27 protein-coding genes (1 of these 27 only partly in view) are annotated in these 26557 nt (G+C 59.4%); 15 read left to right on the forward strand and 12 right to left on the reverse strand.

Annotated features, from left to right (window positions below; translation table 11 throughout):
• A protein-coding gene (gene rhtA / locus ACP6KB_RS18315) for a threonine/homoserine exporter RhtA (RefSeq protein WP_442108746.1) crosses the window boundary here: on the forward strand, window positions 1-352 show its 3' end. 536 nt of this gene lie to the left of the window's left edge; the window shows 352 of its 888 coding nt (coding positions 537-888); the start codon falls outside the window, past its left edge; it ends in the stop codon at window positions 350-352.
• 183 nt (window positions 353-535) lie between these two features.
• The gene (locus ACP6KB_RS18320; RefSeq protein WP_442108747.1) at window positions 536-817 is read left to right on the forward strand and encodes a hypothetical protein; all 282 of its coding nucleotides are present in this window, start codon (window positions 536-538) and stop codon (window positions 815-817) included.
• A gap of 62 nt (window positions 818-879) precedes the next feature.
• Here the strand turns inward: ACP6KB_RS18320 and ACP6KB_RS18325 are convergent, their stop codons facing one another.
• A complete protein-coding gene (locus ACP6KB_RS18325) occupies window positions 880-2688 on the reverse strand; it encodes an aminopeptidase P family protein (RefSeq protein WP_442108748.1) in 1809 nt (602 codons plus the stop codon).
• Between the two features lie 56 nt (window positions 2689-2744).
• Complete coding sequence (locus ACP6KB_RS18330) at window positions 2745-3905, reverse strand: cysteine desulfurase family protein (protein WP_442108749.1); 1161 nt, start codon at window positions 3903-3905, stop codon at window positions 2745-2747.
• A gap of 243 nt (window positions 3906-4148) precedes the next feature.
• Here ACP6KB_RS18330 and ACP6KB_RS18335 point away from each other — a divergent pair, with 243 nt between their 5' ends.
• Window positions 4149-5264, forward strand: coding sequence for a DUF3182 family protein (locus tag ACP6KB_RS18335; RefSeq protein WP_442108750.1), 1116 nt, complete (start codon window positions 4149-4151; stop codon window positions 5262-5264).
• Window positions 5251-6021, forward strand: a complete 771-nt coding sequence (locus tag ACP6KB_RS18340; RefSeq protein WP_442108751.1) for an alpha/beta hydrolase family protein — start codon at window positions 5251-5253, stop codon at window positions 6019-6021. Before ACP6KB_RS18335 ends, ACP6KB_RS18340 begins: the two co-directional genes overlap by 14 nt.
• Here ACP6KB_RS18340 and ACP6KB_RS18345 read toward each other — a convergent pair.
• Window positions 5997-6380: an antibiotic biosynthesis monooxygenase gene (locus ACP6KB_RS18345; protein ID WP_442108752.1), complete on the reverse strand. Its 384-nt coding sequence runs from the start codon at window positions 6378-6380 to the stop codon at window positions 5997-5999. The two genes, ACP6KB_RS18340 and ACP6KB_RS18345, sit on opposite strands and share 25 nt — an antisense overlap.
• 88 nt (window positions 6381-6468) lie before the next feature.
• Here ACP6KB_RS18345 and soxR point away from each other — a divergent pair, with 88 nt between their 5' ends.
• On the forward strand, window positions 6469-6939 hold the full coding sequence (gene soxR, locus ACP6KB_RS18350) for a redox-sensitive transcriptional activator SoxR (RefSeq protein WP_442108753.1): 471 nt from the start codon (window positions 6469-6471) through the stop codon (window positions 6937-6939).
• A gap of 15 nt (window positions 6940-6954) precedes the next feature.
• On the opposite strand, the gene ACP6KB_RS18355 is transcribed toward soxR, so the two are convergent.
• Window positions 6955-7932, reverse strand: coding sequence for a GlxA family transcriptional regulator (locus ACP6KB_RS18355; RefSeq protein WP_442108754.1), 978 nt, complete (start codon window positions 7930-7932; stop codon window positions 6955-6957).
• A gap of 110 nt (window positions 7933-8042) precedes the next feature.
• Here ACP6KB_RS18355 and ACP6KB_RS18360 point away from each other — a divergent pair, with 110 nt between their 5' ends.
• Window positions 8043-8600: a cysteine hydrolase family protein gene (locus ACP6KB_RS18360; RefSeq protein WP_442108755.1), complete on the forward strand. Its 558-nt coding sequence runs from the start codon at window positions 8043-8045 to the stop codon at window positions 8598-8600.
• A gap of 50 nt (window positions 8601-8650) precedes the next feature.
• On the opposite strand, the gene ACP6KB_RS18365 is transcribed toward ACP6KB_RS18360, so the two are convergent.
• Window positions 8651-9214: a helix-turn-helix domain-containing protein gene (locus ACP6KB_RS18365; protein ID WP_442108756.1), complete on the reverse strand. Its 564-nt coding sequence runs from the start codon at window positions 9212-9214 to the stop codon at window positions 8651-8653.
• An 83-nt stretch (window positions 9215-9297) separates the two neighbouring features.
• Here ACP6KB_RS18365 and ACP6KB_RS18370 point away from each other — a divergent pair, with 83 nt between their 5' ends.
• The 7 genes from ACP6KB_RS18370 to ACP6KB_RS18400 all read left to right on the forward strand — a co-directional run bounded on the left by ACP6KB_RS18370 (window position 9298) and on the right by ACP6KB_RS18400 (window position 16455).
• A complete protein-coding gene (locus tag ACP6KB_RS18370) occupies window positions 9298-10245 on the forward strand; it encodes a DMT family transporter (RefSeq protein ID WP_442108757.1) in 948 nt (315 codons plus the stop codon).
• Between the two features lie 149 nt (window positions 10246-10394).
• The gene (locus ACP6KB_RS18375) at window positions 10395-13310 is read left to right on the forward strand and encodes a monovalent cation/H+ antiporter subunit A (protein WP_442108758.1); all 2916 of its coding nucleotides are present in this window, start codon (window positions 10395-10397) and stop codon (window positions 13308-13310) included.
• Window positions 13310-13654 (forward strand): Na+/H+ antiporter subunit C, encoded by a 345-nt coding sequence (locus ACP6KB_RS18380; protein WP_442108759.1) that lies wholly within the window; start codon window positions 13310-13312, stop codon window positions 13652-13654. The genes ACP6KB_RS18375 and ACP6KB_RS18380 overlap by 1 nt, the downstream gene beginning before the upstream one ends.
• On the forward strand, window positions 13651-15333 hold the full coding sequence (locus ACP6KB_RS18385; protein WP_442108760.1) for a monovalent cation/H+ antiporter subunit D: 1683 nt from the start codon (window positions 13651-13653) through the stop codon (window positions 15331-15333). Before ACP6KB_RS18380 ends, ACP6KB_RS18385 begins: the two co-directional genes overlap by 4 nt.
• The gene (locus ACP6KB_RS18390) at window positions 15330-15818 is read left to right on the forward strand and encodes a Na+/H+ antiporter subunit E (protein ID WP_442108761.1); all 489 of its coding nucleotides are present in this window, start codon (window positions 15330-15332) and stop codon (window positions 15816-15818) included. Before ACP6KB_RS18385 ends, ACP6KB_RS18390 begins: the two co-directional genes overlap by 4 nt.
• Window positions 15815-16093, forward strand: coding sequence for a K+/H+ antiporter subunit F (locus tag ACP6KB_RS18395; RefSeq protein ID WP_038612978.1), 279 nt, complete (start codon window positions 15815-15817; stop codon window positions 16091-16093). The genes ACP6KB_RS18390 and ACP6KB_RS18395 overlap by 4 nt, the downstream gene beginning before the upstream one ends.
• A complete protein-coding gene (locus ACP6KB_RS18400; RefSeq protein ID WP_442108762.1) occupies window positions 16090-16455 on the forward strand; it encodes a Na+/H+ antiporter subunit G in 366 nt (121 codons plus the stop codon). Before ACP6KB_RS18395 ends, ACP6KB_RS18400 begins: the two co-directional genes overlap by 4 nt.
• Window positions 16456-16458: 3 nt before the next feature.
• Here the strand turns inward: ACP6KB_RS18400 and ACP6KB_RS18405 are convergent, their stop codons facing one another.
• Both ACP6KB_RS18405 and ACP6KB_RS18410 read right to left on the reverse strand, forming a co-directional pair.
• Window positions 16459-16668, reverse strand: a complete 210-nt coding sequence (locus ACP6KB_RS18405; RefSeq protein WP_442108763.1) for a hypothetical protein — start codon at window positions 16666-16668, stop codon at window positions 16459-16461.
• The gene (locus ACP6KB_RS18410) at window positions 16665-17135 is read right to left on the reverse strand and encodes a hypothetical protein (protein WP_442114336.1); all 471 of its coding nucleotides are present in this window, start codon (window positions 17133-17135) and stop codon (window positions 16665-16667) included. Before ACP6KB_RS18410 ends, ACP6KB_RS18405 begins: the two co-directional genes overlap by 4 nt.
• A 315-nt stretch (window positions 17136-17450) precedes the next feature.
• Here ACP6KB_RS18410 and ACP6KB_RS18415 point away from each other — a divergent pair, with 315 nt between their 5' ends.
• Window positions 17451-17663, forward strand: coding sequence for a hypothetical protein (locus tag ACP6KB_RS18415; protein WP_442108764.1), 213 nt, complete (start codon window positions 17451-17453; stop codon window positions 17661-17663).
• A gap of 8 nt (window positions 17664-17671) precedes the next feature.
• Here the strand turns inward: ACP6KB_RS18415 and ACP6KB_RS18420 are convergent, their stop codons facing one another.
• The 5 genes from ACP6KB_RS18420 to pqqA form a co-directional block, all read right to left on the reverse strand.
• A complete protein-coding gene (locus ACP6KB_RS18420; protein ID WP_442108765.1) occupies window positions 17672-17887 on the reverse strand; it encodes a hypothetical protein in 216 nt (71 codons plus the stop codon).
• Window positions 17888-18059: 172 nt separating this feature from the next.
• Window positions 18060-18464, reverse strand: coding sequence for a TraR/DksA family transcriptional regulator (locus ACP6KB_RS18425; protein ID WP_442108766.1), 405 nt, complete (start codon window positions 18462-18464; stop codon window positions 18060-18062).
• Between the two features lie 284 nt (window positions 18465-18748).
• Entirely contained in the window at window positions 18749-20413 is a 1665-nt protein-coding gene (locus ACP6KB_RS18430) for a PAS domain-containing hybrid sensor histidine kinase/response regulator (protein WP_442108767.1), read from the reverse strand.
• Window positions 20397-21560, reverse strand: a complete 1164-nt coding sequence (ercA, locus tag ACP6KB_RS18435; protein WP_442108768.1) for an alcohol dehydrogenase-like regulatory protein ErcA — start codon at window positions 21558-21560, stop codon at window positions 20397-20399. The genes ACP6KB_RS18430 and ercA overlap by 17 nt, the downstream gene beginning before the upstream one ends.
• Window positions 21561-21710: 150 nt before the next feature.
• A complete protein-coding gene (gene pqqA / locus ACP6KB_RS18440) occupies window positions 21711-21782 on the reverse strand; it encodes a pyrroloquinoline quinone precursor peptide PqqA (RefSeq protein WP_009394664.1) in 72 nt (23 codons plus the stop codon).
• 196 nt (window positions 21783-21978) lie between these two features.
• Between pqqA and ACP6KB_RS18445 the strand changes: the two genes are divergently transcribed.
• Complete coding sequence (locus tag ACP6KB_RS18445) at window positions 21979-26520, forward strand: hypothetical protein (protein ID WP_442108769.1); 4542 nt, start codon at window positions 21979-21981, stop codon at window positions 26518-26520.
• The last annotated feature ends 37 nt before the right edge of the window (window positions 26521-26557 follow it).

Genomic DNA, 26557 nt, shown 5'->3' on the forward strand with positions numbered 1-26557 from the left:
TGCAGCGCTTGGCGTAATGATCGCAGCACTCTTTGTTGCACCGATCGGCATTGCCCATGCCGGCAGCGCCCTGCTCACGCCAGCCTTGCTGCCAATCGCCCTTGGTGTGGCGGTGCTTTCTACCGCCCTGCCCTACAGCCTGGAGATGGTCGCGCTCACGCGCATGCCCGCCAAGACCTTCGGCACCCTGATGAGTGTTGAACCCGCCTTCGCCGCGCTCTCGGGGTTACTGTTCCTCGGAGAAGTCCTGAGCGTCACTCAGTGGCTGGCCATTGGTGCAATTATCACGGCTTCGGTGGGCGCAACGATGTCGATGCGCAAAGAGAGTCCTGCGCTGGTTGCCGCCGACTGATTTGAGAAATATTTTCATTTAAATCAAGACTGGTCATTGTGCCGCACATCCACGATCTTTAAGCTGTCATGGAACGTCAACTTTTATGTTATCTAATTGACAAGACAGGGACGCAAGGGAGCATCAGGAAGAAGCTGCAGAAATTGACCCGGGCGATAGATCCGGCACGTATTAAGGACGGGAATGAAACGAATTTTGCTCATCCTGGCCATAGTGGCCATTGCCGGATGCGCGGCGACTGCAAAAACTGAAGTCAAACGCGGCAAGAAAGGCCTGCACATCAATTGCTCTGGCCTCTCATCATCCTGGGATCAATGCTATAGCAAGGCGATCAAAGCCTGCGGCGAAAAGGGCTACAAGGTAATTGCCCGCTCTGGCGAAGATGACGCCGAGCCTGGCGACTACCTGTTCGGGCTCAATCCAGCGGGATACACCAGTCGCAGCATGATCGTGATCTGCAAATAAAGAACATTACGTACAAAGGGCAGCCAGATGGCCGCCCTTTGTGCTTTTAGGCATTCTCCGTATCAGATCGCCTGGGTGCGGTTCAGCAACCATTGCAGTGCCGCCCCGTCGAGCAGCGGCGCAAGGCGATCACGCACCTGCTGATGGTAGCCGTTGAGCCAGTTTCGTTCGCACTCGCTCAACAACTCCGGCAGCAAGCAACGCGTGTCAATCGGGCACAGGGTCAAGGTTTCGAACTCAAGGAAGTCGCCAAACTCACTACGCCCCACTTCGCGATTGAACACCAGGTTCTCAATCCGAACCCCCCACTGCCCAGGCCGGTAGGTGCCCGGCTCGATCGATGTGATCATCCCGGCCTGCATGGCTGTTTGCGGTGTGCTTGCCGCTTGGTAGGCAATCACCTGCGGCCCTTCGTGCACGTTCATGAAATAGCCAACGCCGTGACCTGTGCCATGACCGTAATCGACCTGATCGGCCCAGATCGGCGCGCGAGCAATGGCATCGAGCAAAGGCGAAAGAATGCCGCGTGGGAATCGCGCACGGGACAGGGCAATCACCCCTTTGAGCACACGGGTGCAATCCTGTTTCTGCGCTTGACTCGGCGCCCCTACGGGCACCATGCGGGTGATGTCTGTCGTCCCTCCTAGGTATTGGCCGCCCGAATCAATCAATAGCAGGCCATCACCTTCAATACGCGCGTGAGACGCTTCAGTTGCCCGATAATGTGGCATGGCGCCGTTGGCGTTGAACGCCGCAATGGTCGCAAAGCTCAGGGAAACGAAACCCGGACGGCGCGCGCGGGCAGCACTGAGCTGCTCATCGATCGTCAGCTCCGACACTGGCTCACGCCCCAACGCCGCCTCCAGCCAGGCAAAAAACTCGCACAACGCTGCGCCGTCCTGCTCCATCGCATTACGAATGTGAGCCAGGTCCTCGACACTTTTTTGCGATTTGGCCAGGGTGGTGGGGTTGAGCCCTTCAACCAGGCGCACTTGGGCAGGCACATTGTCGATCAAGCCTTGAGTGACCCGAGCAGGATCGACCAGCAACCGACTGCCCGCCGGCAGTTTGGCCAATGCCCAATGGATGGCTGCATAGTCGCGCACATCGATGCCTTCGGCTGCAAGCGCGTGGCGCAGATCATCGTCTAGCTTGTCTGGCGCCACGAAGAGTGTTGCCTTTTCCATGTTGATCAACGCAAACGACACAAACACCGGATTGTAGGGGACGTCGCTGCCACGCAAATTGAACAGCCAGGCAATATCGTCCAGGGTGGCAATGAAGTGGCAGTCAGCTCCCCGCTCACGCATCACCTGGCGCAACTGCGCAAGCTTGTCTGTGCGACTGACCGTAGCCTCCGGTGGCAGGTGGGCATACACCGCGTTGCCCGGCAAAGGCGGGCGCCCTTCCCAAACCTGTTCAAGCAGATCTCTGGACGTCAACAAACTCGCGTTACGGGCAGCCAGGCGCTCGCGCAGTTGACGCGCTGAAGCCAAGGCCATGACCGCACCGTCAACGGCTACCACGCCACCCTCTTTGACCTGTTCACCCAGCCATTCCAGGGGCCCCGGCTTGCCTGGCTGCAGTTTCACCAATTCAATACCGCTACCGGCAAGCTCTTTCTCAGCTTGCTCCCAATAGCGGCTATCCGCCCACAAGCCGGCGAACTCCGGCGTCACAACCAAGGTACCGACCGAGCCGAGAAAACCAGACAACCATTGCCTGCCCTGCCAGTACTCCGGCAGGTATTCGGACAGGTGCGGATCAGCCGAAGGCACCAGCAAGGCGTCGATCCCTTCTCGATTCATGACCTGACGCACTGCTGCCAGGCGTACGTGCACAGCGCCTTGCGGTGAAGATTGGGTGTTCATGCTGACTCCTGCTACCACGGCATCCGTTGTTATAGCCGCAGATAATGGAACAGCCTTCAGCCTCCGGCAACCGCCCAGAACGGCTGTGTCTGTAACGAAGCTTTGATTGCTGCCACAGCCTGATCGATATCGTCCTCCTGAGTGTATCGACCAAGGCTCAGGCGAATGGTCTGGCGCGCGGCCTGCGCCTCAATCCCCAATGCCAACAAGACGTGCGAGGGCTGGTTGCTGGATGAATTGCAGGCCGATGTGGATGAAAACGCCAGGCTGTCAGCCAACGACGCAAAATCAGGGCTCTGAGCGTTGAACGTCAGGCTCAGGGTATGCTCGATACGCTGGGAGGGACTGCCGTTAAGTACCAACCCGGGAATTTCAAGCAGCTGGGCTAGCAGCCGCCTGCGTAACAGAGCAATACGCTGCACCTCTTCATCCTGTAAGGCTGCCGCCAAGGCAAACGCTACCCCCATGCCGGCAATCTGATGGGTAGCCAGGGTGCCTGATCGCAAGCCGCCCTCGTGCCCTCCCCCATGTATTTGCGCGCACAGCAATGGCCGGGCTCGCTCACCGACGTACAAGGCACCCACACCTTTGGGCCCATAGACCTTGTGGGCAGAGAATGACATCACATCTACAGCCCACTGCTTCACATCGATGGTTAGCTTGCCAACCCCTTGTGCAGCATCCACATGCAACAAGGCGCCGTGTCGACGAACGAGCTGGCCGATGCTGGCGATGTCATTGACGGTACCGAGCTCATTATTCACCAGCATCAACGAGACCAGCACCGTGTCATCGCGCAGCGCAGCCAATACCGCTTGCGGACTGATCAGGCCCTGAGCGTCGGGTGCCAGGCGCGTCACCGCAAAGCCTGCTTGCTCCAGTTGCGAGACGGTATCCAGCACGGCTTTGTGCTCAATCTGACTGGTGATGATATGGCCACCCTGATGGCCCTGGGCGAGCCCCTTGAGCGCAAGGTTGTTGGATTCGGTAGCACCCGAGGTCCAGATAATCTGCGACGCTTCGGCCCCCACCACACTGGCAACCTGAGCGCGTGCCTGCTCTACAGCCAGTCGCGCCTCACGGCCGTAGCGGTGCGACCCGGACGCTGGATTGCCGAAATTGCCTGAAGCACCCAGACACTGGACCATCACCGGGATGACGCGCTCGTCGACGGGTGTCGTTGCGGCGTAGTCGAAATACAACGGGAAAGGGTTCATCGCTGCAGGCTCTCTGGTTGTCCATGTCGAGTGAAGTAGCCGGCGCCTTTATATAAAGAAGGCTGACCGTGGTTTCATAGTGCCTTACCACGCCATAGAACAATAAATTATTATAATTACTATAAATATAACCAAAAAATAAAATCAGGATTGCTGGTGAACTTCCGGCCTCCTCAGCCTTCACAACAGTACAGTCCTGATCCGGGGAAACCACCACACGCCCCGGCACCTGCCGCCGAGGAAATGCCCATGCCTCGATCGACCGATCACAAACAGGGCGTCGTGCTGCTCGATACGCGCCAGCACACGCCTGATCATGAGCACAGCGTGCACCTCAAGCTGGCTGAACGCCTGGCGCAGCTGCTCCATACACAGGTGGTGGCGCCCGAAGCATCACCTTCGGCGCACGACAATCTTTACTACCTGCCCACCGAGACCCTGATTGATCCGGCCCGCTACCAGGAGATGGGCATCGTCTCGGACCAGGACCTGTTCGGCGGCATGGTGGCCAGGCCCTATATGGCCACCAAGGCCATTTCCCACCCCTTACCCGCCAATGCCCGCTACCCATTGGGCTGGACCGATGATTTTGCTCGTCAAGCCAGCGATGCATTGCTGCGTGGCTACACGGTATTCAGTTTGGCAGATGCCCGAAGCGCCGCGGCACTGTTACTGCGTGACGGCCCATTACGGATTAAACCGGTGCGAGCCACCGCAGGGCGAGGCCAAACGGTGGTCACTTCGATGGCGCAAGTCGAAAACGCGCTGTGTAACCTGGACGAAAAAGCGTTATCGCTCTGGGGCCTGACACTGGAGGAGAATTTGACTCAGGTGCAGACGTACAGTGTCGGGCAAGCTTTGGTCGCTGGCATTTTGTGCAGCTACTACGGTACTCAGCAGTTAACCCGCGACCATGACGGCGAAGAAATCTACGGCGGCTCGGACCTGGTCGTGGTGCGGGGCAACTACGACAACTTGCTGCAGCTTGAGCTGGAAGACCCGCTACGCCTGGCCATCACTCAAGCCAGGCTCTATGAACAGGCGGCACTGCAGAACTTTCCTGGTTTTTTTGCCTCGCGCCGCAACTATGACGTGGCCCGCGGCCTGAACCACGAGGATAAAGCGCGTAGCGGAGTGCTCGAGCAATCCTGGCGCATTGGTGGCGCCAGCAGTGCCGAAGTGCTGGCGCTGCAGGCATTTGCCGCGGACCCGGCGCTGTCGCGCATCCGCGCCTCCACCCATGAGGTGTTCGAAGCACCCAAGTTGCCCGACGACGCAATCATTTTCTATCAGGGGGATGACCGTGAACTCGGCAGAATCTGCAAATACGCAAGGCTGCGCGACTATGACCATCCATAGCGAAGCCATTGAAATCAACGTCGGTGACGAACGCATCGCCGCAACCATTCTCAGCCCCGGCGACAAAGTACCGGGCATTCTTTTTGTTCATGGTTGGGGCGGCAGTCAGCAGCGTGACTTGGCTAGAGCCAAGCAGATCACCGGCCTGGGTTGTGTATGCATGACTTTCGACCTTCGCGGCCACGAGAAAACCGCCAGCCAGCGCTTGAGCGTCACCCGTGAGCACAATCTGGCAGATCTGCTTGCCGCCTATGATTGCCTGGCCAATCACCCGGCCGTCGACACCCAGGCCATTGCGGTTATCGGTAGCAGCTATGGCGGCTACCTGGCCACCCTGTTAACCGCCCAGCGTCCGGTCAAGTGGCTCGCCCTGCGGGTACCGGCCCTGTACTGGGATGACGAGTGGACACTGCCTAAACAGGGCCTTGATCGCCAACGTCTGAACGACTATCGCCGACGGCCACTGGGCCCTGCCGACAACCGCGCACTGGGTGCCTGCGCCGAATTTGCCGGCGATGTACTGCTAGTCGAGTCGGAAAAGGACGATTATGTACCGCACAGCACACTGATGAGCTACCGCTCGGCATTCGTCAGCGCTCATTCACTCACCCACAGAATCGTCGACGGTGCCGATCATGCACTGTCCAGCGATCGTAACCAGAAAGCCTACAGCTCGATTCTCAGCGCCTGGATCAGCGAAATGGTCATCGGTGCGCGCCTCGATCACTACCCTCACCACTCCCCTTGGTACTCTTGAGCTACCGGCACTTGGCAATGCAGGCCGTCGCTGCTGCTACGCACCAGGCTGCTGAGGGTTTGAAACGCGGCGAAATTCACACCTTTAGCCTGATGCTGACGAATCAGTTGCAAAAAGGGCTCCTGCTCGAAACTGCTGGCCGCCGACTCCCAGGCGCTGCGCGACTGCCATTGCAGGTACTGCATCACACGGCGACCATCCATGCTGGCCTGAATACTCGCGCCGAGCAAACCCTCATGGCGCAGGGCCAATGCCTCACTGCGCTCGGTCAGTGCCTGGGCCAGGGCGTGCTGGTGGGCAGGTATCACTTCGAATTCGATCATCTGGTTAAAGCACAGGCTGCGCTCAGAAACCATCATGGGCATGTTCTCCCTGTCATTGAACTTGCGATACGACGGCAGGCAGGGTAAAACCTCGAGTTAACTCAAGGTCAAGAGATTTATCCGTATGATCCAGCCTTGTACCGCCGAGAAGGTCATGACCGTTGGCCAACTAGCGGCCCGCAGCGGGGTTGCGGTCACTGCCCTGCACTTCTACGAAAGCAAAGGACTGATCCACAGTACCCGCAGCAGCGGCAATCAGCGCCGCTATCCCCGAGAAACCCTGCGCCGCGTGGCAGTCATAAAGATGGCCCAACGCCTGGGCATCCCCCTGGCCACTATTCATGCCGCATTGCAGACGTTGCCTGTTGGCCGCGCGCCCAGTGTTGCTGACTGGCAACGGCTGTCCGAACAATGGCGCCAAGACCTGAATCAACGAATTGAAAAGCTGTTGGTGCTGCGCGATCAGCTCGATGGCTGCATAGGATGCGGCTGCATGTCGCTGCAAAGCTGCCCGTTACGCAATTGCAATGACCAACTGAGCGAGCACGGGCCCGGACCGCAGTTGCTGCAGCCTGGCCCGGAAGCGGCTGAATGAAACGCCAGCCTTCGCTCAGCCAACGCTATCAACGGCCCGCCGCCGATAGTCGCTCGGCGCAAGCCCTGTGATTTTGTAGAAGACTTTGCGAAAGGCTCCTGGGTCTTGATAACCCACACCCCAGGCTATCTGGTCGATGCTGCGGTTGGTGAACTCCAGCATCCGGCAGGCACGCCCCACCCGCACCTGCTGGCAATATTCGGTTGGCTTGAGGCCTGTGGCACTGCGAAAACGACGCAGAAAAGTCCGCGACTCCAGGCCCGCACAATCGGCCATGACCTTCAGGTTGACGTCCCGCGCACCGCTGCTTTGCAACCAGTGCTGCACCTTGAGCACCGCTTCGTCACCGTGATCCAGGCGTGGACGAAAGACGCTGCCTGGCGCAGCACCGCTAACACGTTCTACCGCCAGAAAGCGCGCGGTTTCGGCAGCCAGGGTTTCACCCTGAAAACGTTCGACCAGTTTCAACCCCAAATCCGTCCAGGCCATTAACCCGGCCGAGGTGATGATGTCGCCATCGTCGAGCACGGGCAGGTTGGCCTCGACGTTCACCGCCGGAAAGCGCTCTGCCAGCGATTGCGCAAAATTCCAATGCGTCGTGGCTGGCCGGCCATCGAGCAGACCACTGGCGGCAATAAAAAACACCCCGACGCAGACTGAAACCAGCAAGGCACCTTCGCGATGCCAACGACACAGGTCCTGTCGATAGCGCTCAAGCAACTCAGGTGAAGGGGCCTGCGTCAGGCTTGGTGGAATGATCATTACCCGGGGCTGGTGCTGCCCACCCGCAAGGCTGTCGAACACCACCGTCAACTGGCGCTGCTCATTCTCGCTCCAATGGCTGACGCGCAGCGCTGGCCGCTCCAGTGCCCCCAGTTCCAGACGCAAGCGATTGGCGATGGCAAACAGGTCGGTCAAGCCATGCACGGCAGCCGCCTGCGCACCGGGGTAGACCAGCAAACCGATTTCCAGGGTGTCGCGACCTTTGTCCATTGTCAGTTTTTCCCGCCAATTTGTCGTTCGCGCCAATCTGCAAACGTACTGCCCAAGCCTATAACTATCACCTCATCACAACCACTCGTACCCGCACTGAGGTTTTTACAATGAGTAAGCATGCACTGATCGTTATCGACATTCAGAACGACTACTTCCCAGGTGGCAAATGGACCCTGGAGGGTGCGGACCGCGCCGCCGACAATGCCGCCCGCGTGCTGGCTGCGACGCGGGCGAAAGGCGATCTGGTGGTGCATGTGCGCCATGAGTTCGAGTCAGCCGATGCGCCGTTCTTCACACCTGGATCAGAAGGCGCGCGCATTCACCCCAAGGTTGCGGCCCAGGCGAATGAACCGGTAGTGCTTAAGCATAAAGTCAATTCATTCCTCAACACCGAGCTCAAGGCCTTGCTCGACCAGCACAACATCGCAGCCGTGACGGTCGTCGGCAGCATGAGCCATATGTGCATCGACGGCTTCACCCGTGCAGCGGCTGACTTTGGCTATGACGTCAGCGTGATCCACGATGCCTGCGCTACCCGTGACCTGGAGTTCAATGGCGTGACAGTTCCTGCTGCACAGGTGCATGCTGCCTACATGGCCTCCCTGGCATTTGCTTACGCCCAGGTGATTGCCACTGAAGACTTCCTGGCCAGCAATACCCGCTGACCCCGTTGCGGGGCGGCCTGCTACGCGCTTCACCTGGCGTGCCCCGCAGATCAGATCACAACGTTACGCACAAAGCGCGTGGCGACTTCACCTTCATTGCGATAGGCGTGAACGCAGTTACTGGCGTAACTGAAAAAGTCTCCCGCATGCAAGTGGTGAAGCTGGTCACCAATGGCCAGTGTCAGGCAGCCCTCGGCCACATACAGTTGTTCGCTCCAACCGTCAGCGTCGGCCTCGCATTGATAGACCTCGCCCGGTTCCAGACGCCATTCCCACAGTTCCACTTCACGACTGGCAACGGAGCTGGCCAACAACACCGCCCTGCTACCGGGATGAACCCCGGCCCAAGCCAGCTCGTTGATGCGGCTCGGATCACGGTTGTCGGGGGCTTGAATCAGATCGCTGAAGGCAGCCCCCAGTGCCTCGGCAAGGCGATCCAGGGTGGTCAGGCTGACATTCTTTTCCCCGGCTTCAATAGCGACCAGCATGCGTCGACTGACCCCGGACTTTTCTGCCAAAGCACTCTGGCTGAGTTCAGCGGCGAGGCGCAGGCGTCGAATATTCTGACTGACATGCTGTAGGACGGAGGCACGCTGGCTGGTGTTTTTGTGCACTATATTGCTCACAGATTGGGTTTGCGCAGTATACTGCCCACTTCGCCGCAATTGTGCGTCGACCCTCTTCCGTGTGCAAGGCCATGAACTCGATCAACAGCACAGAACGTCCTTCCGTCTCCTTTCGGCTTAGCCGGGCTGAGTGGGTACTGGTGTTTATCACCATGCTCTGGGGCGGCACCTTTTTGCTCGTCCACAACGTTATGACTGTCAGTGGGCCGATGTTCTTCGTCGGCCTGCGCTTTGCCGCTGCTACGTTATTCGTCGGTCTGGTTTCGGCGCGGGCGCTGTCGGGGCTGACCGCTACAGAATTCAAGGCCGGCGTGCTGATCGGTGTATCGATCATGCTGGGCTATGGTTTGCAAACTTACGGGCTGCAGACGATCAGCAGCAGCCAGTCGGCGTTTATCACAGCCTTGTACGTACCCTTTGTACCGTTGCTGCAATGGCTGGTACTGGGCCGCCGCCCGGGGCTGATGCCCAGCCTGGGCATCGGTTTGGCCTTTTTCGGCTTGATGCTCCTGGCCGGCCCCGAAGGCGGCTCACTGCAGTTCAGCACCGGCGAAATCGTCACCCTGGTCAGCGCCGTGGCAATTGCTGCAGAAATCATCCTGATCAGCCGCTACGCGGGAAAAGTCGATGTGCGCCGGGTGACCGTGGTGCAGTTGGCGACTGCTTCGGTGCTGTCATTCATGATGGTCGTGCCGACCCGGGAGCCACTGCCGGACTTTTCCTGGTTGTTGCTGCTCAGCGCGCTGGGGCTGGGGGCGATGAGCGCGATGATCCAGGTGGCCATGAACTGGGCGCAAAAATCGGTATCACCAACGCGGGCAACCCTGATTTACGCAGGTGAGCCGGTCTGGGCGGGGGTCGTTGGGCGCATCGCGGGGGAGCGGCTTCCCGGCATTGCCCTGCTCGGTGGGCTGCTGATCGTGATCGCGGTGATTGTCAGCGAACTGAAAATCAAACGCCGGGATCACATGGACGATGCGTTTGAAACGCCTGCTCAAGGGCGAGAAGCCGAAGGCTAACGGCCAAATCCGGTCTATCCTTTGAAAAAAACTGTTATAAAAAAATCGTTTGATACAGCGTGTTTGTAGAATTCTGCCACAGCTTGTGTGTTGGTGATCGACGGTGCGCCACGTATGATCCCTTACAAACTTCTGCAGATTAGATATCTATGTCCTTGATAGTGCTACTGCTTCTGCCGTTTATCGGCAGCTGCCTGGCGGCTGTCTTGCCGCACAACGCCCGTAATAGCGAGTCGTTGCTTGCCGGGCTGGTCGCCTTGGTGGGCACCGTCCAGGTCGCTTTGCTGTACCCACAGATCGCCCACGGCGGGGTGATCCGTGAGGAGTTCCTATGGCTGCCAAGCCTGGGCCTGAACCTGGTTCTGCGCATGGACGGCTTCGCCTGGCTGTTCTCCCTGCTGGTGCTGGGCATCGGTACGCTGGTATCGCTGTATGCGCGCTATTACATGTCGCCACAAGATCCGGTCCCCAGGTTCTTTGCCTTTTTCCTGGCGTTCATGGGCGCCATGCTTGGCCTGGTGATTTCCGGCAACCTGATCCAGATCGTATTCTTCTGGGAACTGACCAGCGTCTTTTCGTTCTTGCTGATCGGCTACTGGCACCACCGCGCCGACGCCCGGCGCGGCGCCTATATGGCCCTGATGGTTACCGGTGCTGGCGGCTTGTGCTTGTTGGCGGGGGTGCTGCTGCTCGGCCATGTGGTTGGCAGCTACGACCTGGACAAGGTCCTCGCTGCCGGCGAGCTGATTCGCAGCCATGCCCTCTACCCTGTTCTGCTTCCTCTGATTCTCCTCGGCGCACTGAGTAAAAGCGCACAGTTTCCCTTCCACTTCTGGTTGCCCCATGCAATGGCGGCGCCCACTCCGGTTTCGGCCTATCTGCACTCGGCGACCATGGTCAAAGCCGGGGTATTTCTGTTGGCGCGTCTCTGGCCGGTGCTCTCCGGCAGCGAAGAATGGTTCTGGATCGTCGGCGGTGCAGGCGCTTGCACCCTGTTGCTGGGCGCCTTTGCGGCAATGTTCCAGAACGATCTCAAAGGCCTGCTGGCGTACTCAACCATCAGCCATCTGGGCCTGATCACCCTGCTGCTGGGCCTGAACAGCCCACTGGCAGCGGTCGCAGCGGTGTTCCATATCCTCAACCACGCGACCTTCAAAGCTTCGCTGTTCATGGCTGCCGGGATCATCGACCACGAAAGCGGCACCCGTGACATCCGCCGCCTCAGCGGCTTGTACCGGCTGCTGCCGTTCACGGCAACGCTGGCCATGGTCGCCAGTGCCTCGATGGCAGGTGTGCCACTGATGAACGGCTTCCTGTCCAAGGAAATGTTCTTTGCCGAGACGGTGTTCATCAGCTCCAGCGCCTGGATTGAAGCGGCATTGCCCGTGATCGCCACCGTGGCTGCAACCTTCAGCGTGGCCTATGCCCTGCGCTTCACTGTCGATGTGTTCTTTGGCCCACCTGCCACCGACTTGCCACATACCCCCCACGAACCTCCACGCTGGATGCGTGCGCCAGTCGAACTGCTGGTGCTGACCTGCCTGGTGGTGGGCATGTTCCCAGCGCAGTCCGTCGGCCCATTGCTGGCTGCGGCCGCGCTGCCGGTGGTCGGCGGCACACTGCCCGAGTACAGCCTGGCCATCTGGCATGGCTGGAATGCACCACTGATCATGAGCCTGATCGCCATGAGCGGCGGCATCGTGCTCTACCTGCTGCTGCGCAACCAGCTCAAGCTGGGGCGTTTCCCGCACCCGCCTTTGATCGAGCGGTTCAATGGCAAGCGCCTGTTCGAACACGGTCAGGTGCTGTTGATGCGCGCGGCGCGCCGTTTCGAACGCGTAATGACCACCCGACGCCTGCAGAAGCAGCTGTTCATGCTGGTGCTGGTAGCGTTTCTGGCTGGCCTGCTGCCAATGCTGCAAAGCGGCTTGAGCTGGGGTGACCGGCCAAAAATTCCGGGCTCAGGCGTGTTCGTCACGCTTTGGCTGATCGCCATTGCCTGCGCCCTGGGTGCGGCCTGGCAAGCCAAGTACCACCGTCTGGCCGCCCTGACCATGGTCAGTGTGTGTGGCTTGATGACCTGCATCACCTTTGTCTGGTTCTCTGCTCCAGACCTGGCGCTGACCCAACTGGCGGTCGAAGTGGTCACCACGGTGCTGATCCTGCTTGGCTTGCGTTGGCTGCCACGTCGTATCGAGGGTGTTTCACCTGTGTCAGGCAGCCAGGAGCAGGCGCGTGTCAGACGCCTGCGCGACCTGATTCTGGCGGTACTGGTGGGTGGCGGCATGGCGCTGCTCTCCTACGCGATGTTGACCCGGCCAACGCCCAACGACATTTCTTCGTTCTACCTGAGCCGAGCCCTGCCTGAAGGCGGCGGCACCAATGTGGTCAACGTCATGCTGGTCGACTTCCGCGGCTTCGACACCCTCGGTGAAGTCACGGTGCTGGTCGCCGTAGCGCTGGCAGTGTTCGCCCTGCTGCGCCGCTTCCGCCCGCCGCGCGAAAGCATGCAACTGCCAGCCCAGCAGCGCCTGCTTGCGCCTGATGTGGTTACCGACCTGGTCAACCCGCGCCAGGCGGCCGACACGGCCCTTGGCTTCATGATGGTCCCTGCAGTACTGGTGCGCCTGTTGCTGCCGATTGCCCTGGTGGTGTCGATGTACCTGTTCATGCGTGGGCACAATCAGCCTGGCGGCGGTTTCGTCGCGGGGCTGGTGATGTCGGTGGCCTTCATTCTGCAGTACATGGTGGCCGGCACTCAGTGGGTAGAGGCGCAAATGAGCCTGCGACCGCTACGCTGGATGGGCACTGGCCTGCTCTGCGCTACCCTGACCGGTGGCGGGGCAATGCTGCTTGGCTATCCGTTTTTGACCACCCATACCGCCCACCTGCACCTGCCGTTGCTCGGTGATATTCACGTGGCCAGTGCATTGTTCTTCGATGTCGGTATTTTCACCGTCGTGGTCGGTTCGACCCTGCTGATTCTCACGGCCCTGGCTCACCAGTCGGTACGCGGACACCGTCCGGCCGCCCAACCCAAAGCCCTGCAGACAGGAGCCGCCTGATGGAAGAAGTCATAGCAATCGCCATTGGCGTACTCGCAGCCTCAGGTGTCTGGCTGATCCTGCGCCCACGGACCTTCCAGGTGGTGATGGGCCTGTGCCTGTTGTCCTACGGGGTCAACCTGTTCATTTTCAGTATGGGCAGCCTGTTCATCGGCAAGGAGCCGGTCATCAAGGACGGCGTACCTCATGACCTGTTCAACTACACCGACCCGCTGCCTCAGGCACTGGTGCTCACGGCCATCGTCATCAGCTTTGCCATGACTGCACTGTTTCTGGTGGTGCTGCTGGCCTCTCGCGGCTTGACCGGTACCGACCACGTGGATGGCCGGGAGCCCAACGAATGAGCTTCATGAACCAACTGATCATTGCACCGATTCTGCTGCCATTACTCACTGCAGCGCTGATGCTGTTGCTAGGCGAAAAACGCCGGCCACTCAAGGCCCGCCTGAACCTGCTCTCAAGCCTGCTGGGGTTAGCGATTTCGATTACCTTGCTGGTGTGGGTTCAGGCCCAAGGCCAGGCCAGCGCCATCGGTGTCTACCTGCCGGGCAACTGGCCGGCACCCTTCGGTATCGCCCTGGTGGTCGATCGGCTTTCCGCCCTGATGCTGGTGCTGACCGGTATTGTCGGCATCAGCGCCCTGCTTTTCGCCAGGGCCCGCTGGGACAGCGCCGGGGCCAGCTTTCACGCACTGTTCCAGATTCAGCTGATGGGCCTGTACGGCGCCTTCCTGACCGCCGACCTGTTCAACCTGTTCGTCTTCTTCGAAGTGCTGCTGGCCGCGTCCTACGGCTTGCTTCTTCACGGTTCCGGACGGGCACGGGTCAAGGCCGGCTTGCACTACATCGCCATCAACCTGTTTGCCTCGTCCCTGTTTCTGGTCGGCGCGGCGATGCTCTACGGCGTCACCGGCACCCTGAACATGGCCGACCTGGCGTTGAAAATCCCGTTGGTGCCGGAGGCCGACCGCGGCTTGCTGCATGCCGGCGCGGCCATCCTGGCCATCGCCTTCCTCGCCAAAGCGGGCATCTGGCCGCTGAACTTCTGGCTGGTGCCAGCCTACGCCGCCGCCAGCGCACCAGTGGCCGCACTGTTCGCGATCATGACCAAGGTCGGCATCTATACCGTGCTGCGCCTATGGACCTTGCTGTTTTCCGGCCAGGCTGGCGCTTCATCATTCTTTGGTGGCGACTGGCTGGTCTACGGCGGCCTCGCCACCCTGGGCTGTGCCGCAGTGTCGATTCTGGCAGCGCAGCGCCTGGAGCGAATGGCCGGCCTCAGCATCCTCGCTTCGGCGGGCACCCTCATCGCTGCCATCGGCTTCGGCCAGGTGGCCTTGACCTCCGGCGCCTTGTTTTACCTGGTCAGCTCGACCCTGGCACTGTGCGCACTGTTCCTGCTGGCCGAGTTGATCGAGCGCTCACGCTCAGCCAACGAACTGCCGCTGGATGACGACGATTGCCACCCCTCGCCGCTGGAATCACTGCATCCCCCCAAAGGCATCAACCTCGACGACGATCAGAACGCCGTCATCGGCCAGATCATTCCATGGACCATGGCTTTCCTGGGCCTGAGCTTCATTGCCTGCGCCCTGCTGATCATCGGCATGCCGCCACTCTCGGGCTTCATTGGCAAGGTCAGCCTGATTGCCGCCCTGTTCAATCCTCTGGGCCTGGGCACCACACCCGAGCAGCCACTTTCAGCTCAAGGCTGGGCTTTGGTGGTGTTGCTGATACTCTCCGGCCTGGCGTCGATGATTGCCCTGACCCGCGTCGGTATCCAACGCTTCTGGACACCACAAGAGCGGCCATCGCCCGCGCTGCGCTACTACGAATGTGTTCCGATTGTCGTTCTGCTCGGCCTGTGTATTGCCTTGAGCGTGCGCGCCGAACCCCTGCTGCGCTACACCCAGGACACTGCAGCAAGCCTGCAGGACCCTGAACAATATGTCAGTGCCGTGCTCAGCACCCGGCCAATCCCCGGCCCTACCAGCCAGGCCGCCAGCGCACAGGTACAGCCATGAAACGCGTATTTCCCGCCCCACTGCTGTCGCTGTCACTGTGCCTGTTGTGGTTGGTGCTGAACCTTTCGCTGAGCCCGGGCAATCTGTTGCTGGGCGTCCTGTTGGGTGTCGCTGCACCGCTGCTGATGGCTCCCTTGCGCCCGGTATCGGCACGCATCCGTCATCCCTGGACTGTGCTGCGCCTGATCGCGCGGGTAGGCGTTGATGTGCTGGTCTCGAACCTGCAGGTAGCACGTGGCGTTTGGGCGGCCAAACGCCGTGCACCGCAGTCGCGCTTCGTTCACATCCCACTGGACCTGCGTGATGCCCATGGCCTTGCGGCCTTGTCGATGATCACCACGGTGATTCCGGGCACCATCTGGTCAGAGCTGGCACTGGATCGCAGCATCTTGCTGTTGCATGTTTTTGATCTGGACGATGAGGTGCAGTTCATTGAACATTTCAAACAGACCTATGAACGTCCGCTGATGGAGATCTTCGAATGACTGGCCTGCTTGCCAACGCCATTCTCGCCAGCTTGTTCATCTTTGCCCTGGCCATGGCCCTGACCCTGTTCCGCTTGTTTCGTGGCCCCTCTGCCCAGGACCGCGTCCTGGCGCTGGACTACCTGTACATCCTGGCCATGCTGATGATGCTGGTCCTGGGTATCCGTTATGCCAGCGACACCTACTTCGAAGGGGCACTGCTGATTGCCTTGTTCGGCTTTGTCGGCTCGTTCGCCCTGGCCAAGTTCCTACTGCGTGGCGAGGTGATCGAATGAGCAATGTGAATGAGCTACCCCTGTGGGTCGAGGTGCTGGTTGCGGCGCTGTTGCTGCTCAGCAGCCTGTTCGCCCTGAGCGGAGCACTGGGCCTGATCCGCTTGAAAGAGTTTTTTCAGCGCATGCACCCACCTGCCCTGGCCTCAACCCTGGGCACCTGGTGTGTCGCCTTGGCATCGATTCTGTACTTCTCGATGCTCAAGCATGAGCCTGTGCTGCATGCCTGGTTGATCCCGATTCTGATGGCAATCACTGTACCTGTGACCACCTTGCTGCTGGCTCGCGCGGCGCTGTTCCGCAAGCGTATGGCTGGCGATGAAGTGCCCGAAGAAATCAGCAGTGGCCGCGATCGGGGCCACTAAGCGCTATTGGGTCAGCGCTTGCAGCTCGCGACGTACCATCGCCGCGTACTCAGGCGGGCTCAACTGATACAACTCAGTAGCCACCCAGTCAAACCACGCGCCCTGTAATCGCGGGCGCTGTGCCAGCCACTGCTCGGCTTGCTCACGGGCCTGAGCCTGGTGCAACGCATGGAAATCGGCGCGCCCCTGTGGCGCACTCGCCGAATCACTCATTCGCTGGCCTTGAACGTGGTCAGTTCACCTTTGCGCCATTTGGCGGCCTTGCCAGTGGCGGTCTTGAGGATTTTGCCCAAGCCTTCCTGAAGCTGTTGGTGAGCGGCAAAGATCATCACTACACCCTGACCTTCACGCAAGACAATACCCTCGCCTTCAGGTACTGAAACAAATGCGTAGTCACCCAAGCCATACACCGTCAGCTTGATGTCGCGGAAACGAACTTCCAGCTTGCCACCTTCACGGCTCGGCAATACTGCGGCGCGAAAATGATCGCCTACCTTCAGTTCCAGCCGCTGTTTATCATCGACAACCATCGCTGTTTCAGTGTCGATTTCGGCCATGTACAAGCCTTCCGCGTTTTGTTCGGTGACATAAACAAAACGCGATTGAAACTGTTTGACCAATTTGGCCCGAAGATCGCCCAGCACAAACAGGGCATGTGTATCCAGATTACTGACTGCCAATGAACAATTCCTCAAACCGATTACACGACGCCACCGCAGGAGCAACAGGGCTCCGTGAAGGCACGTCACTTCAATGTCGAAGTCTGAAAGACTAATGGGTAGATGCACGAGATGTCTGTGCGGATGGGCCTTGCAGCGTGCAGGAATTATCCCCCCTGCGAGCCAGCTTGGGCCACACGACAGGCATTCGGCAGATTTCCGTCAATGGAAACGTACTTTCTGACATCAAAACTGTCAGGAAAGTGCGATAGATACATCCTGGCCCCTCGGCAGAACGGGCGCCCGGATCTGATCTACATATCACAGGGAAGGAATATGCACGAAAACACCGAAATCCGTCGAGAGGCAAGCCGCATTTCTTACATCAACAACAATAGCTCAGGCCCATCCGCGAACGGCAAGCGCCATATAGTGATACCTGCTGGCATCAACTTCTTTCATATCACCGAACAGGCCACCGGGCAGGTGAAGGGATTCCGCTGCCGGCATACCGACGCCTGTGAACTGGCGCGAACACTGGAGCGTTGAACGCATGTTCAAACGGCCTGGCGCGCTGCTCCGGGCCGTTGATCACTGTGTAACTGCATCAGCCATGCGTTTTGGCATTCGACGGCTTCAGCACGACTACCGAAGGCTGTGCCGCGCCGCTCGCCATTTACCAATACCACCCAGCACACCCGCTTGCCCTGCGCCTGCATAGACGCAGGAACGCCACTGCCAATCATCACCGCTACATCGACTTGGCTATTCATCATTCCCTCCGGAATTTAATTAGCAACCTAACGATGTGCTCATCATACGCCCGCAGTGGCAGCGGAAAAAGCTATTGCCGACATAGCTGTGTTGCATTAGCCGCAACAAAGCCCGGGCGATAAACGCCAAGGCCCCGCGGATCGCTCCTCGGGGCCTTGGCCAGACTGCCGGTCAGATCTGACGCTGATGCTTGTCGATCTGCTCGTGGCGCTCTTGGGCTTCGATGCAGTACTTGGTAGTTGGGCTGATCAGCAGGCGCTTGAGGCCAATCGGCTCGCCGCTGTCGTCGCACCAACCAAAGCTGTCGTCTGCGATACGGCCCAGGGCCATTTCCAGTTGCGGCAGCAGGCGCTGGTCACGCTCGATGGCGTTGACCAACCAGTGGCGCTCTTCCTCGACCGAGGCAGCATCGGCCGGGTCAGCCGGGCTGTCCAGGCTCTCGATGGTAATGCGGCTCTGTTCGATGCGCTCCTGGGTCTCGACTTTCATCGACTTCAGCAACTCGGTGAAGAACGCCTGTTGCTCGGCGTTCATGTAGTCATCGGCCGGCATGGCCAGCAACTTTTCCTTGGTCATCGATTTCTCTATGAAAATAACGTGCATTTAAGCGATTGGATTGCCATCACCGACAGTTCGCCGACGGCGGAATTCTTCAAGCACCCTGCGGCACTCTATTTCGAGGGGCGGCAGTCTAAGGCGCCGCGCCGCACTGGGCAACAAAAATGACAGGGCAATAAGCCGAAACGGCCCGGAATCCGCCAATCGGCTGTGCCGAACCTGCCACAGGCACTGCAGAGTGCCACTGTTTATCCAACTTTGGACAGTGCGCCGGCTAATAAGCTGTAACAATTACCCGGCGATCAAGCCAATAACTGGCTTAATACTGCGCGCAACTTGCCAGGCTTCACCGGCTTATTGAGCAACGGCGCCTTCAAACGCTGCATGGCCCGGCGACTTTGCTCACTGCGATCAGCAGTGATCATCACGGCGGGAATGGCACTGGCGAAATGTGTACGCAGATCACGCACCACATCACACCCGGTCAAGCCCTGGTCAAGATGAAAATCGGCCAGTACCAGTTCAGGCGCTGTCCCGTCCAACGCCGTCAGTGCATCCTCCAGGTCGCAGGCCGTGACGACTTGGCAGCCCCACTGGGCCAACAACGCAGCCATGCTCTGGCGGATGCTCAGCTCATTATCGAGCACCAGCAAACGCCGCCCCGGTAGCGGGTCACCCACATGGGCCTGAGGCAGTAGCGCTAAAGGTGGTAGCGGCTGCCCGGCAGACAGCGGCACTTCGATACTGAATACCGAACCTCGCCCCGGCCAGGAACGCACCTGCACCCGATAGTCGAGAATGCGGGCAATACGTTCAACGATTGCCAACCCTAAACCCACCCCCTTGCGATCCGCTGCGCGGCCAACATCAAGCTGGTTGAACTCAAGGAAGATCGACTGCAAGCGCTCCTCGGCGATACCACGCCCGCTGTCCCAGACTTCGATGCGCAGATGGCTACCGCGTTGCCGCCAGCCCAGCAGTACGCGACCGCGCTCGGTGTAGCGACAGGCATTGCTGAGGAAATTGCGCAAAATACGCGTCAACAAACGCAGGTCGGTACGCACCACCCGCTCGCCGCCGCGCACCTGCAACCCCAGCCCTGCTGCCTCGGCCACCGGCTGAAACTCCGAAGCGAGCGGACGCAACACTTCATCCAGGCGATAAAGGTCAAGATCGGGTTTGATCGCGGCCTGGTCCAGACGCGAGATATCCAGCAGGTCGGTCAGTAAGTCTTCGGCACCTTCCAGCGCCTGGTGCGCTCGCTCCACCAACAACTGCTCTGACGCTGCAAGGCTACGCTCGCGCAGCGTCGAGATCAGCAGACGGGCAGCATTGAGCGGCTGCAGCAGGTCATGGCTGGCCGCGGCGAGGTACTTGTCTTTGCTCAGGTTAGCCGCCTGCGCAGCATCACGCGCTTCGATCAACTCATTGGTGCGCTCGGCGACACGCTGCTCCAACTCGTCGTTGAGTTGCTGCAGGCGCGCCTGCGCCTGCTTGCGCTCGGTGATATCAGCCACGAAACCTTCGACAACGCCCTCTTCATCAGGGCGCAACAACAGGTTCATCAATACATCGATGCTACTGCCATCACGCCGTCGCAAGCGGGTCTCATAGCCCAGCAGCGCATGCTCACGCTGCAGCACCTGAACGATTGCGAGCAGTTCACTGGCACCACCAACGAACAGTTCACTGGCCAGGTCCAGGCGCGAGAACATCACCGCCTGCGGGTCCGGATAGCCAAGCATGCGCGCCAGGGCCGGATTGGCCGCACGCATGCCCTGCTCCAGGCTGGCCTGAAAAATCCCGTGCACCGCGTGTTCGAACAGCCATTTGTATCGATTGCGCTCAGCCTCCAGCTCATCCAGACGTGCCGCCAACTCCGGGTAGTGGCTTTTGCGTACGGTGTGATTGCTCAGGCCCAGCAGGCCCGCCAGCGCATCACCCTGTGGATCAGAGGGCTTCGCCATAAACAACCTCGACATCACGCTGACTGGAGCTGCGCGGGTTGGTCAAAATGCACGGGTCGCCCATGGCATGGCGGGACAAGAACGGAATGTCGCTGCTGCCAACGCCATGCAAACCCAGGGTTTCATGAAAGCCCACGGCATGCTTGAGGGCAATCAAATGCTCAACCAGGCGGCGGCGCACCTGTTCATGGTTAAGCCCGCGGCAGTCGATCCCCAGGGTCTGGGCAATGACCTTGAAGCGGTCCGGTGCGGCGCTGTAGTTGAAGGCCACCACATGCTCTACCAGCACCGCATTGCACAAGCCATGGGGCAGATCGAGAAAACCACCGAGGCTGTGTGACATCGCGTGCACGGCGCCAAGGATGGCGTTGGAAAACGCCAGCCCGGCCTGCATGCTGCCGAGCATGATCTTCTCGCGCAGGGCAATATCCTGCGGGTTGGCAATCATTTCCACCAAATGCCCATTGATCAGGCGTATCGCCTCCAGGGCATGCGGGTCGGTCAATGGTCCATGCCCCGTGGAAACGAACGCCTCGATGGCATGCACCAGCGCATCGATACCGGTACAGGCCGAGAGGAACGGATCCATGCTCAAGGTCGTTTCCGGATCGATCAGCGATACATCCGGCACTACCGCCTTGCTGACAATCGAGAATTTCATGCGTTGCTGCTGGTTGGAGATGATCACGAACTGTGAGACGTCGGCTGAGGTTCCGGCTGTGGTTGGCACCAGAATCAGCGGTGGGCTGGGCACCCGAATGGTGTCGACCCCCTCGAACTCGAGAATGTGCCGGCCATGGGCGACAACAATGCCGATACCCTTGGCGCAATCCATCGGACTGCCACCGCCAACGGCAACGATCACATCGCATTGTTCCTGGCGATAACGCTCTGCACCGCTCATGACTTCTTCAACCCGCGGATTAGGCGAGACTTCGGCAAACAGGCTGTAGTCAATGCCTTGCCCTTGCAAGCTGGCCTCGATGTCGGCCACCCAGCCGGCGGCGATTACCCCTGGGTCACTGACCAGCAACACCTTGCGGGCACCGAAGGTCCGCGCGTAATTGGCGACATGATGCCGACAGCCGGCACCAAAGATGATTTCCGGGGAAACGAACTTGCGCAACTGGCTCAGATTGGGGCTCATGCAACGCCTATTCTTGTTGTTCTAGGAGTAGTGAGCCTCAGCCTAAAGCATCCAGCCGGCATTGCAATGTGCCGCTCCAGGCGCCCAGCACCGGCACCCGCCGTGGCAGGCAATGGCGGGTGCCGGTGACAGTATCGACACGCAGATCAATCAGCGATTGGCGAAGTACATCGTGACTTCAAAACCAATACGCAGATCGGTGAACGCAGGTTTCTTCCACATAGATACAGCCTCCTCTGGCACCACTCAATTGCGGCGTATTCAGTAATACACCGATGCCGGGCAGGCTCAAATGCTACTTTCGAACCGATTTCGACCCGCTACCGGACAATTGGCCGGGTGCTAAATAACTACCGCACGCAGGCTGTGCCCGGGCGGCTTGATAGCCGTTCTCTTTGCATTGAGCACGGTAGCAACCATGAAAAATCTTGAAGCAAATTCGCTGCAAGTCGGCCTCTTTGACTGCCGATTGACGCGCACCTTCAGTGAGCGCCCAACGCTTTTTACCGTCGCGGGCCAAGTCCTGAGCGAGCAGTGGCAGTCTCGCAACATAAGCGCCCATGCCCCCCTGACGTTGTTCCTCTCCAGTAAAACCACAACGCCGCAACAGCGTTTCATTCGCCCGTTGCAGCACGTACTGCTGGAGCGCTACTGCCGCCGCCAGACACTCAACCTCGATGCCTACCAGGACATCATTACTAGCGATCCTGATAGCCAATGGGGGCTTGAAATTGACTTGCACAGTGTCGAACTGCTGATCAACGACTGCGGCCCGCTGATACTGGATATCTTTCAACAGGCACTGATCGATTACTGGAACACTGCCGACGACTCAGAGCAGACACCCTGGCAGTGGTACACCCAGTACCTGGCCGATCAATACCACGCTATCGTCGAGGCGAGCGTGAAGACGCGGGCACTAACGCCGGACACCACGCACATGGCAGGTCTGGTCAAACTGCACAGTGCCAGCGATGCCCACGATCGCCACGCAGACAGTGAGCACCCGAACGTCTCGTTGCTAACGCTTGACCTGAGTACGCGCGGGCAGCTTGACGCCGACCTGGCTGGCGCCTTGTTGATCGAGCCTAAGCACCCTGCCAACCAACACGCCTCAGTGTTGCTCTACACCCTGACCGGCCAGTTGGTTGCCTTTGCCTCACGCCAAGCGGTGTTGGAAAATCTTGCCCAGCGTTGGCCACAGCAACCTGAGCATACCCCGCAGGTTTACCTGGAACCTGCGCCCGTGCATATGTTTGAACAACAGGCCCGCGCCCTGATCGACCAACAATTGCGCGTCATCAATACGCTGGCTGGCAACTGTCGCTCGCAGTACGATGCCGCGCAACTGAGCATTGATATCGATCGCCTGACTTCAATGCTCGACATTTGCAATGGCAGCGAACCGGCCTACCGTCAACAACTGATGGGCAAGCTACCTGACTGGCTGCGCAATGCCGACAACCCGACACTGATCCGTTTCAGTTCGATGCTAAGCGCCGTGGCCAAGGGTTACGCGCATGCCAACGGCACGTTCTGGCTCGATGATGTTGATGATGCCGAACACTTTGCCTACAAGAAACTGACGCAACAGCTGAGCGCCGACCACCCCGACAACGAACTCGAGCCTTGGGACGTCGACGTGATCAATCATCAGGTCGAGGCGGCGGCAATCCCCGGCCAGGACAGCCTGATCACTGATGGGCTCATCAAAACGGTGCACTTCTCTCTGGCGCAATTGGCGATTGCCAACCTGGGGCTGCTCAAACCCGGGCAAGTCGAACTCAAGACACACTCTGGCAGCCCCTTACCCAGCTGGTTTACCGAAGATTATCTGCGTACGCTGATCAGCGAACTGGATATCGCTACCCGCTACCCACAGATGCTGCGCAGCACACTGCTGGCAGACGAACCGCAACGTCAGCGGCGCCAGCGCCTGCTTGCCGACCAGCTCGCCACACAGCTACCCGCCCTGGCCATGGAACGCCACCTCAATGGCGGGCATCTGAGCATCACTGCGGTTGACGGTATCTGCCAGGTGTTCCAGCACGTTTCCAGCAACGCGCAGAGCACTTGGGTAATGCGCTCTCTCGGGTTCATCAGTGAGCCTGGCGCCACCCCCGACCAGGCTCAAAACACCTGGCTGATCGAGGCCAGCGAAGGCACCTGTGTCCTGTACCGTCCGATGGCTGTAGAACCACTGCTTGAATTCGCCGATCGCCGGGCACTGTTCACTGCTATCAGCACTGCCGGTCAGTTGCAGGACGACCTGCTGCAGCGCTTGCCAGCGACCGCCCGACGCATCTATGCCCACGGCGGCTTCCACGAGCCGCACTTACCGTTTTCGGTCGAAGACGACTTCACCGTACCGACCCACACGCCTGCCCCGCCTCAACTGTCGAGACAAGCACCGCTCACCGACCTGGCTGCTGCGATCTATCCAGCTTGCGTCGAAGAAGCCATCACGCGCTTTGAGGAAAACGCCCACAGTACTCGCGAGACCCGCTGGGCGCGTTGGGAGCAATTGGGCTGGCTGTTGTTCAACACGCTGCTACCGCTGGCTGGCGCCACGCTGGCGCGTGCAACCTGGTTGGTACAGATGGAAATGGCCTTGATCCAGTACGTCGACGCCGCCAACAAGCGCGACCCAGCGCATCGGCGTGTCACTCTAGCCAATCTGCTATCGAGCGTCGCCCTGCTGGTGCTCAGTCACACGCAACGACCGCTCAAATTGGGGGCTCAGCCCCTTGAGCCAACCAATCCGGCCAGCGCCGAAGCACTTGAGATAAACCCAGCACAAACCGCTGCCCTGGACTACAGCTGGTCACAACCCGCCCAGCAGTTGAGCGCAGTACAACGCCAGGCACTTGAGCCGCTACAGGCCACACACTCGATCAGCGAACTGGGCATGCCGATCATCAGCGGCGCCAAGCGTGGTCTGTACCCGTACAACGACCAGTTGTGGGTGAATCTGCAGGGTACGATCTATCGGGTTGAGCTCGACCCGCACAGCGATCAGCCGCGTATTGTCAGCCCTGCCACTGTACAAACAACGGGTCCATGGTTGCGTAGAGATCAGCAAGGACGCTGGCAACTCGACCTTGGCTTGCGCCTGCGTGGCGGCATGCCGCGCAACAGTCGAATCGCGCAGCGCAAAGCCGAAAACGAAAGACAGGTAGAAGAATTGCGCTCGGCATTCGAGGCGATCACCGCCCACGTGTCGCAGCGTCAGAAGGAGCTCAACAAGCTTGCTCAGGTGGTCGATAAGTTCCAGGAACTTACCATCCTCAACAGTACTGCCGACAAGTTACGCACACTGGATACCTACTGGACTGAATACCTGAGCACGCTCAAGGCAAAAAATGCTGTTGCACCGTTGGTGAATTACAAATCCGCTTTGTCGCTTGGCCTCTTTCAGAGGTTTGCTATCCAATGGACCAAGCAAAAAGCGCTCGTCAGCATATTGAATTTGCACAAGCAAAAATTCGATGTGTACATGAGTCAGATCAAGGCTGAGGCAGCATCAGAAGCACCGGCTGTTGGGGAAGGCGCTGGTCTTGAGGTCAATTGGCGTGCAGCGTTGCAGATTCTCGATGACATGACGCCGCAACTGGATGACATTGTGCTCAGCAGTGAACAGCTTCCGCCGACCCGTGAGCAATTGCGTCAACTGGACAGCAACTACAAGCCTGAGATTCGCGAGATGAACCTGAGCGCGGAACAGCTGCTCATGGAAAACCCGGACAGGAGCATCTTCTACGCCCATACCCTGCGCCTTGAGGTTAACTACCAGAAGTTGCTCCTCAACCCCGAGCACGAGCCACGCATTGCCGTGCTGCTCGATCGTTTCTGGAACAACTTGAATCTGTTCAAATCCCAACGTCTGCGCCTGTACGCGCTGGAAGACGTCGGTGAAGAGCTGAAGGCTCAACTGCTCCGTGACATGGCCGCGATCCTTAAAGGTGCCATCCGCCGCCTGGATAACCTGGCGTATGAGCTGACGGAAAACAAACAACAGAAAATCATTCTGGCGCTGCGCAAAGACCTGGCCTTCGCCACTCAAAACGTGGAAGCGGCGGTGACTGACTACCTCCCCACCGCCACCGTCGAACAGCTGCAACAGAAAACCCCAGGCTTGATCGAAACACGCGATCAAGGGCTGCTGCTTGGCACACCGCGCGAGGGCGACGACAGCCTTGTCGACATTTACGACGCCAACGATACAAACCGCCTCGCCACCTACCGCCAGGGGCAAAGCGGATGGGAGAAGGTCTCTGATGCCCCTTCCCCCGCCGCGCCCGCTGCCAGCCAGCAAAGCTGGGCGCGACTGCTGAGAACAAGTGAAGAACTCATCCACAATGCCAACCGCGACCTGAGGTTTCTGGAATCACGCGCTGCGTGGGACTACATACCTGCCGATATCGAAGACATGCTCGAGCATCAGCAGCAGCGCATTGCCGCCCAACGCGACGCCCTGCGCCAGCGCCTGAGCGAAGACACCGCTATCGGCAAGCCCGTGGATGATTCGGCGCAGCAGACGATCGACAGGCTGGACACACAGACTCACGTACTGACCGAACAGGCCCGTACATTGCGGATCAACGCGGCCCTGAGGCAAGCACCGAGGATGGGAGAACTGGAGTACTTGTTGCAACACAACCAGGTCAGCATTCAGGCCAGTGGTGCACGTAAGCTGCTGCCCAAAGTGAAGGGGCGGCAGGACGACTACTTTGACGAGTACGAGATCCGCCACAACGGCCAGCCGCTGTGGTATGCCCACTTTCATTACCGAACCCGTGACGCCGCCAAAACCGCTTTCGTTGCCGGACACCTGAAGAGCGCCAGTCAGCGTTACCTGCGTGGTCAGGTGCAGGTTGACGCCGCCACCGGAAAAACCGTTGAAGTGCATCGCAGCCCCATCAGTACGGGCGCGGCGAAGCAGTACTTTTTCAACCTGTAGCACAAGCAAACGGGCCGCTATGCGGCCCGTCGTTCAA

The sequence above is a fragment of the Pseudomonas sp. NUPR-001 genome (assembly GCF_052147955.1).
GTDB lineage: Bacteria > Pseudomonadota > Gammaproteobacteria > Pseudomonadales > Pseudomonadaceae > Aquipseudomonas.

What these genes read in the sequence shown, in the direction of transcription:
- ACP6KB_RS18320 (WP_442108747.1), top strand. Translation starts at nt 536, where the DNA reads ATGAAACGAATTTTGCTCATCCTGGCCATAGTGGCCATTGCCGGATGC.
- ACP6KB_RS18325 (WP_442108748.1), bottom strand. Translation starts at nt 2,688, where the DNA reads ATGAACACCCAATCTTCACCGCAAGGCGCTGTGCACGTACGCCTGGCA.
- ACP6KB_RS18330 (WP_442108749.1), bottom strand. Translation starts at nt 3,905, where the DNA reads ATGAACCCTTTCCCGTTGTATTTCGACTACGCCGCAACGACACCCGTC.
- ACP6KB_RS18335 (WP_442108750.1), top strand. Translation starts at nt 4,149, where the DNA reads ATGCCCATGCCTCGATCGACCGATCACAAACAGGGCGTCGTGCTGCTC.
- ACP6KB_RS18340 (WP_442108751.1), top strand. Translation starts at nt 5,251, where the DNA reads ATGACCATCCATAGCGAAGCCATTGAAATCAACGTCGGTGACGAACGC.
- ACP6KB_RS18345 (WP_442108752.1), bottom strand. Translation starts at nt 6,380, where the DNA reads ATGATGGTTTCTGAGCGCAGCCTGTGCTTTAACCAGATGATCGAATTC.
- soxR (WP_442108753.1), top strand. Translation starts at nt 6,469, where the DNA reads ATGATCCAGCCTTGTACCGCCGAGAAGGTCATGACCGTTGGCCAACTA.
- ACP6KB_RS18355 (WP_442108754.1), bottom strand. Translation starts at nt 7,932, where the DNA reads ATGGACAAAGGTCGCGACACCCTGGAAATCGGTTTGCTGGTCTACCCC.
- ACP6KB_RS18360 (WP_442108755.1), top strand. Translation starts at nt 8,043, where the DNA reads ATGAGTAAGCATGCACTGATCGTTATCGACATTCAGAACGACTACTTC.
- ACP6KB_RS18370 (WP_442108757.1), top strand. Translation starts at nt 9,298, where the DNA reads ATGAACTCGATCAACAGCACAGAACGTCCTTCCGTCTCCTTTCGGCTT.
- ACP6KB_RS18375 (WP_442108758.1), top strand. Translation starts at nt 10,395, where the DNA reads ATGTCCTTGATAGTGCTACTGCTTCTGCCGTTTATCGGCAGCTGCCTG.
- ACP6KB_RS18380 (WP_442108759.1), top strand. Translation starts at nt 13,310, where the DNA reads ATGGAAGAAGTCATAGCAATCGCCATTGGCGTACTCGCAGCCTCAGGT.
- ACP6KB_RS18385 (WP_442108760.1), top strand. Translation starts at nt 13,651, where the DNA reads ATGAGCTTCATGAACCAACTGATCATTGCACCGATTCTGCTGCCATTA.
- ACP6KB_RS18390 (WP_442108761.1), top strand. Translation starts at nt 15,330, where the DNA reads ATGAAACGCGTATTTCCCGCCCCACTGCTGTCGCTGTCACTGTGCCTG.
- ACP6KB_RS18395 (WP_038612978.1), top strand. Translation starts at nt 15,815, where the DNA reads ATGACTGGCCTGCTTGCCAACGCCATTCTCGCCAGCTTGTTCATCTTT.
- ACP6KB_RS18400 (WP_442108762.1), top strand. Translation starts at nt 16,090, where the DNA reads ATGAGCAATGTGAATGAGCTACCCCTGTGGGTCGAGGTGCTGGTTGCG.
- ACP6KB_RS18405 (WP_442108763.1), bottom strand. Translation starts at nt 16,668, where the DNA reads ATGAGTGATTCGGCGAGTGCGCCACAGGGGCGCGCCGATTTCCATGCG.
- ACP6KB_RS18415 (WP_442108764.1), top strand. Translation starts at nt 17,451, where the DNA reads ATGCACGAAAACACCGAAATCCGTCGAGAGGCAAGCCGCATTTCTTAC.
- ACP6KB_RS18420 (WP_442108765.1), bottom strand. Translation starts at nt 17,887, where the DNA reads ATGAATAGCCAAGTCGATGTAGCGGTGATGATTGGCAGTGGCGTTCCT.
- ACP6KB_RS18425 (WP_442108766.1), bottom strand. Translation starts at nt 18,464, where the DNA reads ATGACCAAGGAAAAGTTGCTGGCCATGCCGGCCGATGACTACATGAAC.
- ACP6KB_RS18430 (WP_442108767.1), bottom strand. Translation starts at nt 20,413, where the DNA reads ATGGCGAAGCCCTCTGATCCACAGGGTGATGCGCTGGCGGGCCTGCTG.
- ercA (WP_442108768.1), bottom strand. Translation starts at nt 21,560, where the DNA reads ATGAGCCCCAATCTGAGCCAGTTGCGCAAGTTCGTTTCCCCGGAAATC.
- ACP6KB_RS18445 (WP_442108769.1), top strand. Translation starts at nt 21,979, where the DNA reads ATGAAAAATCTTGAAGCAAATTCGCTGCAAGTCGGCCTCTTTGACTGC.